Below are 13,092 nucleotides of genomic sequence, written 5' to 3' on the forward strand. Positions count from 1 at the left end.
GATCCGGAGAAAATCCGGCAAACAAAAACAGAGACCGGGAGGAAACCAACAATGAAGATCAATCGCCGTCACGCGCTTATGTCGCTCGTCGCCGCCGCAATTCTTGCCGGCCCTGCGAGCGCCGCCGACACCATTCGTGTTGGCCTGCCGACGAAAACCTACTGGCCGACGACGATCGCCGAGACCGCTGTGCGGCAGAAGCTGTTCGAGAAGGAAGGCATCCAGGCCGAGCTGACCATCTACCGCAGCGGTGCGGAGACGTTCGAAGGGATGGCTGCGGGCGCAGCCGACATCATCCTCGATCCGCCCTCGCTGGTTTCCGCTGGGCGCAAGAAGGGCGTGATGTCACGGATCGTGGCCAATGCCGCGATGGGCAATTTCGGCTGGCAATTGATGGTCCCGACCAAGTCGACCATCGACGTCAAGGACCTTAACGGCAAGAAGGTGGCGATCACCGCGGCCGGATCGGGCTCCGATTTGCTCGCGCTGTGGACCATCCAGGACAAGAAGATCGATTTCACCCGCGTTCCCGTCGGCGGCGGCGGCCTCGTGCCGAACCTCCTCGCGGGCAACGTCGAGGCTGCCGTGGTCTATTCGCCGCTCAGCTTCCAGATCTCGAAATCCGGCGAGGCCAGGGCCATCCTCGACTATGCGACCGCCGTACCGCCGAACCTGACCGCCGGCTGGATCGTGCTCGACAAGCTCGCCGACGCAAAGCCGCAGCTGGTGCAGAAGGCGGTGAACGCCCTTTACGGCGCGGTCGCGTTCATGCGGGCCAATCGCGATGTCACGGTCAAGCTGATCGCCGAGCTCTATGAAATGCCGCCGGAGATCGCGAGCCTCGAGTACGACAACACGATCATGAAGCTCGAGACCAGCGGCGACATGGGCGCGGTCAATGTGAACGCGGCCGTGCAGCTGTCGCTGGATCTCGCCAAGCTCGGCGGGCTCAAGGATATCGTGCCGGTCGAGGACGTGATCTCGACCAAGTTCAAGCCGATCCCGACCAAGCAATAGCGATGCAGAGCACGCTCGCCATCAACCTGGTGCGGATCGCGATCATCATCGCGATCCTGGCGCTGTGGGAGGTGCTGCCGCGCACCGGCATCGTCAATCCGCGCCTGCTGCCGTCGGCGTCCGATACGTTCGCGACGCTCGGCGATCTCCTGCAGCGCGCGGCCGTGCAGAAGGATCTGATGGTGACCGCGACCGAGGTGCTGGCCGCGTTCGCGCTCGCCGTGCCCTTCGGCGCAGTGATCGGCTTCCTGGTCGCGGAGAACCGCTATTTCGCCGACGTGGCCAAGCCGCTGCTGTTCTTCGCGTTCAGCATTCCGAAGTCGATCTTCCTGCCGATGTTCATCCTGGTGTTCGGCGTCGGCTTCGCGCAGAAGGTCGGTTTCGGCTTTTTCTCCACGATCTTCATCGTGATCATGTCGACCACGACGGCGGTGGAGTCGGTCAAGGTCGAGCATCTCACGGTGGCGCGCTCCTATGGCGCCACGCCGATGCAGACCGCGTTCCGGGTCTATCTGCCGAGCATGCTGCCGGTGCTGCTGGAGGCCTTGCGGATCTCCATGATCTTCAACCTGACCGGCGTGATGTTGGCCGAGATGTACGCCTCGCGCGACGGCATCGGCCATCAGATCGCGACCTGGGGTGAGAATTTCCAGATGAAGCAGCTTCTCGCCGGCGTCGTGATGGTCGCCGCGATCGCCATGACCTTCAACGAACTAGTCAGATTGGTGGAAACGCGATGCAGCCATTGGCGAACGTGACCCCATTGAAGCCTCCCGCGCGCGCCGGCGCGATCGAGGTGAAGAATGTCGGCCAGGTGTTCAAGACCAGGTCGCAGGACGTCGTCGCGCTGGAGGACGTCTCGCTGGAGGTGAAGCCCGGCCGCTTCGTCGTATTGGTCGGTCCGAGCGGCTGCGGCAAGTCCACCCTTCTGATGATGATGGCTGGGCTGCGCCAGCAGACCTCGGGCACGATCACCATCAGCGGCGCGCCGATCCCGGAGCCGGACCCCGACAGGGTCGGCGTGGTGTTCCAGGAGGCGAGCCTGTTTCCCTGGCTGACGGCAGAGGACAATGTCGAGTTTCCGTTGGCACTGCGCGGCGTGCCCAAGGCGGAACGGCGGGCCAAGGCGCAGGATGCGCTCAAGCTGGTCGGCCTCGACGGCTTCGGAAAGCGCCATCCGCATGAGCTCTCGGGCGGCATGAAGCAGCGCGTCTCGATCGCGCGCGGGCTGGTGCAGGACCCGCCGGTGCTGCTGATGGACGAGCCGTTCGCCGCGCTCGACGAGCAGACGCGCATGACCATGGGCGACGAGTTGCTGCGTATCTGGGCGGCGACCGGAAAGACAGTCGTGTTCGTCACGCACAGCCTCACCGAAGCCGTCTATCTCGCCGACGAGGTGATCGTGATGTCGGCGCGGCCCGGCCGCATCGTCGACCATCTCCAGGTCCAGCTGCCGCGGCCCCGCACCTACGAGATGCTGAGCGGCGACGCTTTCGGAGCGCTGCGCGACCGCATCTGGCGGCACATCCGCAAATCGGCGTGAGGCGAAGATGAGCGCCAGAATCAGCGCGAAGACGCTGCGATATCTGATCGTGATCGGCCTGATTGCACTATGGGAGCTGCTGCCGCGCACCGGTCTTATTCCCGAGCTGTTCCTGCCGTCCCTGTCGTCAACGCTGATCGCTGGATGGAGCGACGCTGCCGAATACGGTCATGCGCTAGCGGTGACGCTCTACGAAGTCGTGGTCTCCATGGCGTTCGCCTGTGGCGGCGGCATCCTGCTCGGCGCCGTCGTCGGCAGCCTGCCGCGCCCCCGCGTCCTGATCATGCCGATGGTGTCGAGCCTCTACGCGGTGCCGCTCGTGATCCTCTATCCCGTCTTCACCGTGTGGCTCGGCATCGGCTCGGAGTCAAAGATCGCGTTCGCCTCGATCTACGGTTTCCTGCCGACGATGCTCGCGACCGCGGCCGGCATCCAGACCATCGATCCGCAGCTCCTGCTCGCGGCGCGCAGCATGGGCGCGACGCTGACACAGCGGCTGGTTCGCGTCATCATCCCTGCGGCAATCCCGACCGTGCTGTCGGGCTTGCGCGTCGGCGGTGCGCTTGTGATCGTCGGCGTCGTGGTCTCGGAGATGCTGATCTCCTCGGCCGGCATCGGCTATCTGATCTCGCGCTACCGCACGATCCTCGACAGTCCGCACGTGTTCGCGGGTGTGCTGCTCGTGCTGTTCATGGCGATCGCCTTCAACGCCGCGATCCGGTGGATCGAGCGCAAGGCGGCGATCTGGCAGACCGGCACGCGCGCAGGTCAGGCCAATGACGAGATCGCGTCGGGCGCGATGCAGCCGGCGACCTGAGGTTTTAGCGTGTACGATCTGACCCTGACATTCGACAACGGCCCCGATCCCGACGTGACGCCGCGCGTGCTCGACATTCTCGGCGAGCGCGGGATCAAGACCACCTTCTTCGTCATCGGTGAGAAACTCGCCGACCCCGCGCGGCACGGCCTTGCGGTGCGAGCACACGGGGAGGGGCACTGGATCGGCAATCACACGTTTACGCACACCATTCCGCTCGGTGAGCAGCCGGACCGGGACACTGGGGAGAACGAAATCGGCCGCACGCAAGGAGCGATCGGCGATCTCGCGCATCCGCAGCGCTGGTTCCGGCCTTTCGGTGGCGGCGGCAATCTGGACACGCGGCTTTTGAAGCCGTCCGTCGTCGATTATCTCACCCGCAACAAGCACAGCTGCGTGCTGTGGAATGCGATCCCGCGCGACTGGGACGATCCCGACGGTTGGACCGAGCGCGCACTTGACCAATGCAACCGGCAGCCCTGGACGCTAATGGTGCTGCACGATCTGCCGACCGGCGCGATGGACCATCTCGAGCGCTTTCTTGACCGCGCCGAAGCGGCCGGCGGTCGCTTCCGCCAGGATTTCCCGCCGCAATGCGTTCCGATCCGCAGCGGCGAGATTGCACTTCCGATCAACGATTATGTTTCCTCCATCGAAGAGAGTGTTTGACCCATGAAAGTCGCAAGTTTCACGATCGCCGGCACCGCCAGCTACGGCATTGTCACCGACAAGGGCGTCATCGATGCCGCCAGGCGGCTGACGGCATTTGCGACGCTGAAGACGCTGCTTGCGAAGGGCTCGCTCGGCGAACTGAAAAAGCTTGCCGGCGAGACGCCCGACTACGCGCTGAAGGATGTCGCACTGCTTCCGACCGTGCCCGATCCCGACAAGATCTTCTGCATCGGCGTCAACTACGCCACCCATCTGGCCGAGAGCGGCCATCCCACCCCGCCACACCCGATGATCTTCACCCGCTTCGCCAACAGCCAGGTCGGGCATGGCCAGCCGATGATCCGGCCGCTGGAATCCGAGCGTTTTGATTATGAAGGCGAGATGGCGGTCGTCATCGGCAAGGCCGGTCGCCGCATCTCGCGCGAAGCCGCGCTTGGCCATGTCGCCGGCTATGCCTGCTACAATGACGGCAGCATCCGCGACTGGCAGCGCCACACATCGCAATTTGCGCCCGGCAAGAATTTCGCCGGCACCGGCGGCTTTGGGCCCTGGATGGTCACGACCGACGAATTGACCGACGTTAGCAAGCAGACGCTGATCACGCGGCTCAACGGCGTCGAGGTGCAGAAGGCCCCGGTCTCCGATCTCGTCTTCGACGTGCAGGCCCTGATCGCCTACTGCTCGACCTTCACTGAGCTCGCGCCGGGCGACGTGATCGTGACAGGCACGACCGGCGGCGTCGGCGCCTATCGCACCCCGCCGCTGTGGATGAAGGGCGGCGACATCGTGGAGATCGAGATTTCCGGCATCGGCATCTTGCGCAATCCCGTCAAGGACGAGGTGCCGGCCACGGCGACGCGCGCGGCCTGAAAGCCGCGCTCGACAACAATAAGAAGGAGAATCCCATGCCCTTGCCAACGCACATCCTGCCGACCACTGTGGTCGGCAGCTATCCGCAGCCGGAATGGCTGGTGAACCGCGCCATGCTGTCGAAGGTGGTGCCGCGCACTCGCCTGCACGACATGTGGCGGCTACCGGCGGAACATCTGGAGGAGGCGCAGGACGATGCGACCATCGTCGCGATCCGCGACATGGAGCGCGCCGGCATCGACATCGTGACCGATGGCGAAATCCGCCGCGAGAGCTACTCCAACCGCTTCGCCACGGCGCTCGACGGTATCGACGGGGATAATCCCGCGATGATCACGGCACGCACTGGCAACACTCAGACCCCGGTGCCGCGCGTCGTCGGGCCGGTGAAACGCAAGGGACCGGTTGAGCTGCACGACATGCAGTTCCTGCGCAGGAATACTGATCGTGCAGCGAAGATCACCCTGCCGGGTCCGTTCACCATGAGCCAGCAGGCCAAGAACGAGTTTTACAAGGACGAGGAAGAGCTCGCGATGGCCTTGGCCGAGGCCGTCAATGCCGAGGCGCTGGATCTGCAAAGAGCAGGCGCTGACGTGATCCAGCTCGACGAGCCCTGGGTGCGCAACAATCCAGATCTCGCCAAACGCTACGCGGTCAAGGCGATCAACCTGGCGCTGAAGGGCATCACGGTGCCGACCGTCGTGCATCTCTGCTTCGGCTATGCCGCGGTCGTGCCCGGCTCGAACAAGCCGGCCGGCTATTCCTTCCTCGCCGAGCTTGACGACACGACCGCCGACCAGATCTCGATCGAAGCCGCGCAGCCGAAGCTCGACCTCGGTGTGCTCAAGGACCTCTCGTCGAAGAAGATCATGCTCGGCGTACTCGACCTCGCCGATCCCGCGATCGAGAGCGTCGATACCGTGGCCGATCGCATTCGCAACGGCCTGAAATACGTATCGCCGGATCGCCTGGTTCCTGCGCCCGATTGCGGCATGAAATACATGCCGCGCGCAACTGCGTTCGGGAAGCTCAAGGCCATGTGCGATGCGGCAGGGATGGTCAGGCGAGAGCTAGGCTGAAAGGGCGCGCGTCAGAGTTAGGTAACGCGCCAAACCGCAGCGACTATGAAAAATCGGCAGAACGATGTGAATGTTGGAATGCGTCGTCAAGGGCACTTCAGTTCGCGCCTCTTTCGAGCCAAGGGGCGGACTCAATTGATCCACCAACCGGCGGAGCAAGTGCGACCGAGCGAAATCAAACTAGCGCCCAGAGGTCAAACGGCAATCTATTTCGCTGCGGAGCGCAGAAAAATCAATTGGTTTCGTCAACAAGGCCTCTGCACCCGCTGCCATGGCTCTTCGTCGGGTGTCGCCATCACCGTAGGCAGTGATCATGATCACCGGGACATCCGGCCTTGACGCTTTCGCTTTGGGTAGAAGTTCAAGGCCGCTCATTCCCGGCATATTGACGTCCGACAAAATCAGGATCAAAGGCACGGTATTGGCATCACTGATTTTCTGAAGCGCGCTATCTCCCGAATTGGCGAATTCCATTTTAAAGCGGCCGGAACGGATGTCGCGCCTGAATTGCTGGCGAAACAGGTCTTCGACGTCGGGTTCATCATCGACCACGAGTATAAGACAAGTCACGAATGACTCTCAGTGTTGCTGGCATGGGTGGAGCGTGGAAGGACGACTCGAAATTCAGTGAACTGGCCGGCTTGAGTGTCGACCTCAATCGAGCCGGCGTGTTGCTTGACAACGATATCGTAGCTTAGCGAAAGCCCGAGACCGGTGCCTTCTCCGGGCGGCTTGGTCGTGAAGAATGGGTTGAACATCTTCTCCATCACTTCGGACGGAATGCCCGAGCCATTGTCGCGAATTCGAATTTCGACGCGGTTCCCCAGATTTCTGGTTGCTGCAGTAAGCTGAGGTTCATAATCATCGCGGCCATCGTCTGCCTTACGTTTCCTCGCAGCATAAAATCCGTTATTGATCAGGTTCAGTAGCACGCGGGTGATCTCCTGGGGTACCAGCTCGGCCTCTCCTGCGCCGGGATCGAATTTCTGGTCGAGCCTGATATAAAACCCCTGCTCCTCGGCCCGGGCGCCGTGATAGGCAAGGTTGAGACTCTCCTGAACCAGCGCATTGATATCAACAGCGCGCCGCTCACCTGAATCATCGCGCGAGTGCATCAGCATATTCTTGACGATCGAGTCTGCGCGCTTGCCGTGCCGCACCACCTTTTCAAGGTTACTTTTAAGAAGCCTTGCGATTTCATCCGTTTCCTGGCGCATGCTATCGTTCAATGGCGCTGGTTTAAGGACCTCGCCTAGCTCGTCGACCAACCCCTGCGAGAGTGCGGAAAAATTATTGATAAAATTGAGCGGGTTCTTGATTTCGTGGGCGATGCCGGCGGTGAGTTGGCCTAGCGAAGCGAGCTTTTCGGTTTGGATTAGCCGATCCTGCGCAGCGCGCAGTTCGTCCAGCGAGTGCGACAGCTCCCGCGTTCGTTCACGGACCTTTTCTTCGAGAGACTGCCGCTCCCGATCAAGCGCCTGGTAGAAGCTCGCGTTGTTGATCGCGGTAGAGGTCTGACTAACTAAGTTGGCCAGCTCGAGCAGGACCTCGCCGTCTTGGACGACCCGGCGCTGGTAATGCGCCTGCGCCACTGTATTTCCCGCGACTAGCAAGCGGATGGGGTTGTTCGGTTCCCCGCCCAAAGGCGAGACGATGTACTCGTCCATACCGAAGAGACGCCGCAGCGACGTCAGCTCGCTGCGACGACAATCGGGCAAACACAGTACCCGCTCCACACCGTCATAAAGTGGTGCGAGCGCCAGCGAGGCGGCGGGGAGAGCCAGCCTGGCAATGCTGGGACTCTCGGCATCGTCATAGTATCCATCCATCGTCTCGATGGAGAACACGTTCGCGCCGGGCTGCTTAAAAAGAATGAGGCAGCGCTCGAAATTGAGTTCGTATAAAGCGAATTCGGAGGCAAGCTGCAGGATCGTGGCGAGGTCGACGGTTGTATTGAATTTCTTACCAAGCTCGTAGAGCTGACGATACGCGCTCATCTGGCCGTCGAGATGCTCTTGGACTTCGTAGAGCTGACTCTCAGTCGTCACCAGGCGCTTGACCTCATCCGAGAGGCGCTGGTTTTCAACGCGAAGGCGGTCGATCTCGCTCATGCTACCGATCTTTCCACAGGACGCGGAGTATAGCGGTGCTGACATTGGCTAACTCAGTAAACTGCTAATACTACGGCGGTGTAGTTGTGGAAATAGTCGCGCCCTCCTATCGGCCCAATTTCTCCATAGGTGTAGAGGCCTATCCATGGCACCGTGGGCCCAATTTTTTGCTGAAGCTTTTCCAGTATTTGGCCTTTTTGCTGGTCGCGGAAAACGGCTTTGCCGCGGCCTATGCAGTCGAACTGAAACACCATCTTCGGTGCGTTATTGCCTAATGTTGATTTGATTTCTTCGCCAATGCGGTCGACGCCGGCCGATATCTTCTCGTGGTCGCGCCGGCTCATCCAGATGCTCGTACCTTCTTCGACCTCGGTCGGAATTGTGATTGACCCCGCCTTGTCATCTTTTGTCGGCATGAAGCGGATCAAATAGTCGTCGTAACCCTTGATCTGTTCGGGCGCCTTGAACGCCATGCAGAGACTGAGGACCGCCTTGCTCCAATTGTCGATTTCGTCACCGACCAGATATTCCTTGAGCACATCGAGGACTGGCATGCCGTCGATCTCGTAAATGACGTTGCCGGAGCAGCGGGTCACCTTGCGTTCGCCGCCGATCGGAAGGCAGCCGTGGTTAACCGCCCAGGCAAGCCGAGCTGATCCGGACAGCAGAATGCAGGCGATGCCATCGGATGTGATTTGATCGTCGCAATATTGATAGGTTTGTTTGAATTCCATGTTGTCGGCCGACGTACCCCCAAACAGGGGCAGGTGACGATCAAGCTGCAATTCACTCTTGAGGCCTGCGGCGAATCGGTCGAAATTCAGGGTCAGCCCGTCGCCAAGCATGATCAACCCAAGCGTGTCAGGCTGCATCTCGCAAGCCAGGCTCTGAGCGATGGTCCTTCCCGCGGCTTCCGAATCCGCCTTGAGGCCGGAGGCGATTGCGTTCTTGAATTTCAATTCATCGGAGCTGATGGTCATCACGGCCACCGAGAAGTTCGACTCGTCGGCTTCGATACCTGCGATGACTCCCCCGCCAGACCCGCCGGCGAGCGGAGCACCACCGGTGGCTACGCGAACGGCGTCCAGGAGTGCGCGCTGTTCATATCCGACGGAAGCAAACATAAAGACGAAGTCGGGCCGGTCGATCCCGGCCGCCGTCAATGCTCTCTCGGCGGCCTCGCGCCCGGCCACCTTCGGATTTCGATGATGACTCATCCCAACACCGGCATTCGTACCCATCGGCATGACCTTTCATCGCGAGCGAACCGGACGCCTGTCCCCAGCAGATTTGCTTAGCTCTATGAGAGATTGCCGATAGGGCGACGACAACAGCGGCAAAGAACGATGAGCACGGCATCCTCAGGCTAGTCGGGGAACCAACGGCTGCCTATGCTAATCCGGCAAAACGCACGCCTTGCCTTATTTTGAGAACGTAGCACCGTACACCTTTTGTTGCCATGGACGCCGACCGGCTCTGGACAGAAGCTTACCTCTTGGTGTTCGTCGCAGTTTCGATGGCGACCAGCAGCGATGCAGGTTGCAGCGGCTTGGCAAGGAAAGCCGCGCAGCCGGCGGCTTCGCAGCGTTCACGGGCGCTGGTCTCGTTGTGAGCCGTGATGACGATGGTGGGAATCCGGATCCCTGAGCGAGTGAGTTGGTGCTGAAGCTCGAGGCCGCTCATTTCGGGCATCTGCAGGTCAACGATCAGGCACGCTGGCAGTCCGAGCGGCAGCCCGGCCAGAAAGCCCCGGGCCGAGGTGTATGTCCTGACCTCGAGCGCGCGTGCCCTCAACAAGCGCTCGAGAGCCCTCAGCACGAAGGGGTCGTCATCCACAATCGCGATGCAGCCCGAGTTGTCTCCCATGGTGACACTATCGGCGTCAGGGTTGTGACCTGTCGAGTTGGCCCTTGGACCAACATTGCCTGGAATTCCACTCGGCACTAGATCCGCGCTTTTTCCGTCAACCTTACGAGGTCCGCTACCGAGCGCACCCCGAGTTTCATCATCACCCGCCCGCGGTGCACCTTGATCGTCTTCTCCGCAGTACCCAGGTTCCCCGCGATCTGCTTGTTGAGGCGGCCGGCGACCACCTGGGTCAGAACTTCGCGCTCCCGCGGTGTCAGCATCGCGAGCCGTACCTTGATCTCGCCGATCTCAGCAATAGCGACGCGGGTCGCCGCATCCTCTTTCCCGGCTCGTGCAATCGCGGCCAACAGTTCTGTTTCCTTGACAGGCTTGGTCAGGAAGTCGATCGCACCGGCACGCATGGCGCGGACGCTGGTCGGGATGTCGCCCTTTCCGGTCAGGAAGATGATTGGCCTTTGCGAACCTGCTGCAGTCAAGGTCTGCTGCAACTCTAGCCCATTCAACCCCGGCATCGACACATCGAGTATGGCACAACCAGGCACCGATCCATCGTGTTCGGCTAGAAACATCGGCGCAGACGTGAATGCCTTGACGTCGAAGTTTCGCGCCCGTAACAGCCGCGACAACGCATTCAGCACCCTCGTGTCATCATCAACAACGAAAATTGTGAACGTCGGATCTTTCATTGGGCCTCCGCAAGGACTTCTTGCGTCGGCAACAATATAGTCGCGACGACGCCACCAGTACGGTCGTTAGCCACGGCAATCTTGCCTCCATGCGCTTCAATGATGGTGGAGCAGATCGTCAGTCCAAGTCCAAGGCCATGGGTCTTGGTCGTGAAGAACGGTTCGAACAATCGGTCTGCCTGGGCAACCTCGATCCCTGGTCCTCGATCTCTGACAAAAACCTCAATGCATCCCTGCGTTGCTCGGCTGGAGATCGTGATCGTCCGCGTCCCCGCGGTCGAAGCCATCGCGTCCATCGCGTTCACGAGGAGGTTTAGCAGAACCTGTTGCAATTGGACGGCATCGCCGAAGAGCTGCGGCAAAGCTGCCGCAAGATCCGTGTTGACCATGATGCGGCGGTCGATCATTTCGCTCCGAAGCAACGCGACCGTCTGATCGATCAGTGCGTTCATACTGACAGACTCCAGCACGGTCTCGCCTTTTTTCAGCAGGCTGCGCAGGCGATGAATGACTTCGCCAGCCCGGTTAACATCTTGCACAATATCCTGCAGCGCGTCTCGAACCTCCGCGATGTTGGGGGGATTGTCAGCCAGCAGATAGAGCGCAGCCTGCGCGTTCGACAAGATCGCAGTGAGTGGCTGGTTGACTTCGTGGGCGATCGCACCGGAGAGCTCACCGAGAACGGAAACCCTCATCAAATGCGTAACTTCCTGTCGCTGCAACTCCGCTTCGGACTCGACGGCCTTCTGTTCGGTGACATCAACGAAGATTCCGCTAAATCGGTTCGGAGCTCCGTGATCGTCGGGGCGCACACGCGTCCGGATGCTGATCCAGCGCACCTGACCTTCCATTAGTATCCGAACTTGCGTTACGGCAGGTTCGCCGGCATTCCTGATTTGCCGGATCGCGGCGAGTGCGACATCGCGGTCGTCAGGGTGTATGATTTCCAAAAACGTATCGCGGGTAAGCGGCCGGTCACCCGCGAGCCCAAACATTGCTCGGCAATGCTCCGTGGCCCACATTCCGTTCGTTGTTCGGTCAAACTGCCATAGACCGACATTTACCGAAGCCGCGGTGAAGCTCATTCGCTCCTCGCTTTCCTTGAGCGATATCTCCGCTTGATAGCGCCGGCGCCGCTGGAACAGCAATGCGGTGACGAAGGATGCCTGCAGTCCGACAATCAAGATCGTGCTCAGTACGAGGTAGCGATGCTCACTCCAGAGCGTCGGCTGCTTGAAGAGTACAACGCTGCCAAGCGGAAGGTCACTTTCTTTGAGGCCCCACTGCGTCATAGCCCGCGCATCAGTCCGGAATGCGGGCTTCGGATTGGATTTGGGAGGAACCTTCGTGACCTCGGTACCTGAAAGTATCTCAAGGGCCATGTCAGCGGCAGTTATGCCCAGAGACTCAAATGTGTCTGTGTATCCTCCAACGATGCCGGCGCCGATATAAGTATCGAAGATCCCATAGACTGGGGCGGCGGAAGCTTTCGCCACCGCCGCAGCCACGTCTCTTGGGATGAAGCGTTTGCCTTCGCGATCTGCAAAAAAGGTAAGCATCATGACAATGCTGTCACTTGGCAGCCGTGAAACGTCGCGCAGCAATTCCGCATGAGTGAGGTTAGACCAGTAGACCACCTCAAGCCCGGCATTCTGGCTTTCAATCGCAGTGCGTGCGATTTCACGCCAGCGGAGATCGACGACATCGGTCCCGCTAATCACAACCAAGCGGCGTGCGTTGGGCTGAAGCCGTTCTGCAAGCTCGAGTGTCTTTTCAGGGTAGGAGTTATTGATCACGCCGGTGATGTCCGGCGGCAACTGCAGCGCTTCGTAGGTCGACCGGGTGACATCGGAAAATACGACGGGAACACCCGGGCCGATTACGTCACGATACTTGAGGATAAAAGGTATCGCCGAGACGCCGATTACGAACAGAAGGTCGAATTGGACGCCGGCGTATTTCTCGCGAAGGAAATTGGCCATTCGTGAGGCGTGCGCCTCATCCGGACGTCGGGCCAAATCCAGATATTCGGCGTCGATTTCAAGCCCCTCGGGAGATCGTTCCAGCCAGCGCTTTCGAACCGCATCCGAAACCAGTGCGGTAGCCGGGAACGTATAATTGTATGCGTGGAGAACTAAAACCCGTCGCGACGCATCTTCAGCGTGAGATTGAGCGATGAAAACCCAAGGCGTGAAAAGAATCAGCAGAAATGCACCACGCAAAAGACGCGCGTACCTAGCAGCCGGCCAACCAACACGATCGCAGGCTTTCACGAAGCTCGTCCATTCGAAACCCGGACGAGAATAGAGCATTCATTCGGGAGCTGTCGAGTGGTGAACTCGGCTTTGGGCGGTGGTGGGACTAAGCCGCATCGGACCACAGATCGGTTTTCATGCGCGCCCACGTCCTCCGCCGCACGGCCACGTGG

General features: G+C 60.5%; 12 protein-coding genes and 1 pseudogene. 7 read left to right on the forward strand and 6 right to left on the reverse strand.

Features of this window, described 5'->3' with window-relative positions:
- The first annotated feature begins 51 nt into the window (after positions 1-51).
- From ACVWW3_RS03770 to ACVWW3_RS03800, 7 genes are read left to right on the forward strand one after another with little or no spacing between them, the layout of a single operon-like run.
- Positions 52-1,017, forward strand: a complete 966-nt coding sequence (locus tag ACVWW3_RS03770; protein WP_456662242.1) for an ABC transporter substrate-binding protein — start codon at positions 52-54, stop codon at positions 1,015-1,017.
- 2 nt (positions 1,018-1,019) lie between these two features.
- Complete coding sequence (locus tag ACVWW3_RS03775; RefSeq protein WP_456650890.1) at positions 1,020-1,775, forward strand: ABC transporter permease; 756 nt, start codon at positions 1,020-1,022, stop codon at positions 1,773-1,775.
- Positions 1,754-2,560: an ABC transporter ATP-binding protein gene (locus ACVWW3_RS03780; RefSeq protein ID WP_456650889.1), complete on the forward strand. Its 807-nt coding sequence runs from the start codon at positions 1,754-1,756 to the stop codon at positions 2,558-2,560. The genes ACVWW3_RS03775 and ACVWW3_RS03780 overlap by 22 nt, the downstream gene beginning before the upstream one ends.
- Before the next feature lie 7 nt (positions 2,561-2,567).
- Positions 2,568-3,377 (forward strand): ABC transporter permease, encoded by an 810-nt coding sequence (locus ACVWW3_RS03785; protein WP_456650888.1) that lies wholly within the window; start codon positions 2,568-2,570, stop codon positions 3,375-3,377.
- Between the two features lie 9 nt (positions 3,378-3,386).
- Positions 3,387-4,046 (forward strand): polysaccharide deacetylase family protein, encoded by a 660-nt coding sequence (locus ACVWW3_RS03790; RefSeq protein WP_456650887.1) that lies wholly within the window; start codon positions 3,387-3,389, stop codon positions 4,044-4,046.
- A gap of 3 nt (positions 4,047-4,049) precedes the next feature.
- Positions 4,050-4,919 carry a fumarylacetoacetate hydrolase family protein gene (locus ACVWW3_RS03795; RefSeq protein WP_456650886.1) on the forward strand — a complete coding sequence of 290 codons (870 nt, stop codon included), beginning with the start codon at positions 4,050-4,052 and terminating at the stop codon, positions 4,917-4,919.
- Positions 4,920-4,954: 35 nt separating this feature from the next.
- Positions 4,955-5,998 (forward strand): 5-methyltetrahydropteroyltriglutamate--homocysteine methyltransferase, encoded by a 1,044-nt coding sequence (locus ACVWW3_RS03800; RefSeq protein ID WP_456650885.1) that lies wholly within the window; start codon positions 4,955-4,957, stop codon positions 5,996-5,998.
- A gap of 180 nt (positions 5,999-6,178) precedes the next feature.
- Here the strand turns inward: ACVWW3_RS03800 and ACVWW3_RS03805 are convergent, their stop codons facing one another.
- The 6 genes and pseudogenes from ACVWW3_RS03805 to ACVWW3_RS03830 form a co-directional block, all read right to left on the reverse strand.
- Positions 6,179-6,568, reverse strand: a complete 390-nt coding sequence (locus ACVWW3_RS03805; protein ID WP_456650884.1) for a response regulator — start codon at positions 6,566-6,568, stop codon at positions 6,179-6,181.
- Positions 6,565-7,464: pseudogene (locus ACVWW3_RS03810) on the reverse strand (sensor histidine kinase); the annotation flags it as partial. The gene ACVWW3_RS03805 and the pseudogene ACVWW3_RS03810, both read right to left, overlap by 4 nt.
- Before the next feature lie 698 nt (positions 7,465-8,162).
- Positions 8,163-9,356 carry an FIST signal transduction protein gene (locus ACVWW3_RS03815; RefSeq protein WP_247348135.1) on the reverse strand — a complete coding sequence of 398 codons (1,194 nt, stop codon included), beginning with the start codon at positions 9,354-9,356 and terminating at the stop codon, positions 8,163-8,165.
- A gap of 241 nt (positions 9,357-9,597) precedes the next feature.
- The gene (locus ACVWW3_RS03820) at positions 9,598-9,945 is read right to left on the reverse strand and encodes a response regulator (RefSeq protein WP_456671874.1); all 348 of its coding nucleotides are present in this window, start codon (positions 9,943-9,945) and stop codon (positions 9,598-9,600) included.
- A gap of 107 nt (positions 9,946-10,052) precedes the next feature.
- The gene (locus ACVWW3_RS03825) at positions 10,053-10,664 is read right to left on the reverse strand and encodes a response regulator transcription factor (RefSeq protein ID WP_354105050.1); all 612 of its coding nucleotides are present in this window, start codon (positions 10,662-10,664) and stop codon (positions 10,053-10,055) included.
- Positions 10,661-12,937, reverse strand: a complete 2,277-nt coding sequence (locus tag ACVWW3_RS03830) for a sensor histidine kinase (protein WP_456650882.1) — start codon at positions 12,935-12,937, stop codon at positions 10,661-10,663. The genes ACVWW3_RS03825 and ACVWW3_RS03830 overlap by 4 nt, the downstream gene beginning before the upstream one ends.
- Between the last annotated feature and the right edge of the window lie 155 nt (positions 12,938-13,092).

The organism is Bradyrhizobium sp. LM2.9, assembly GCF_054056555.1.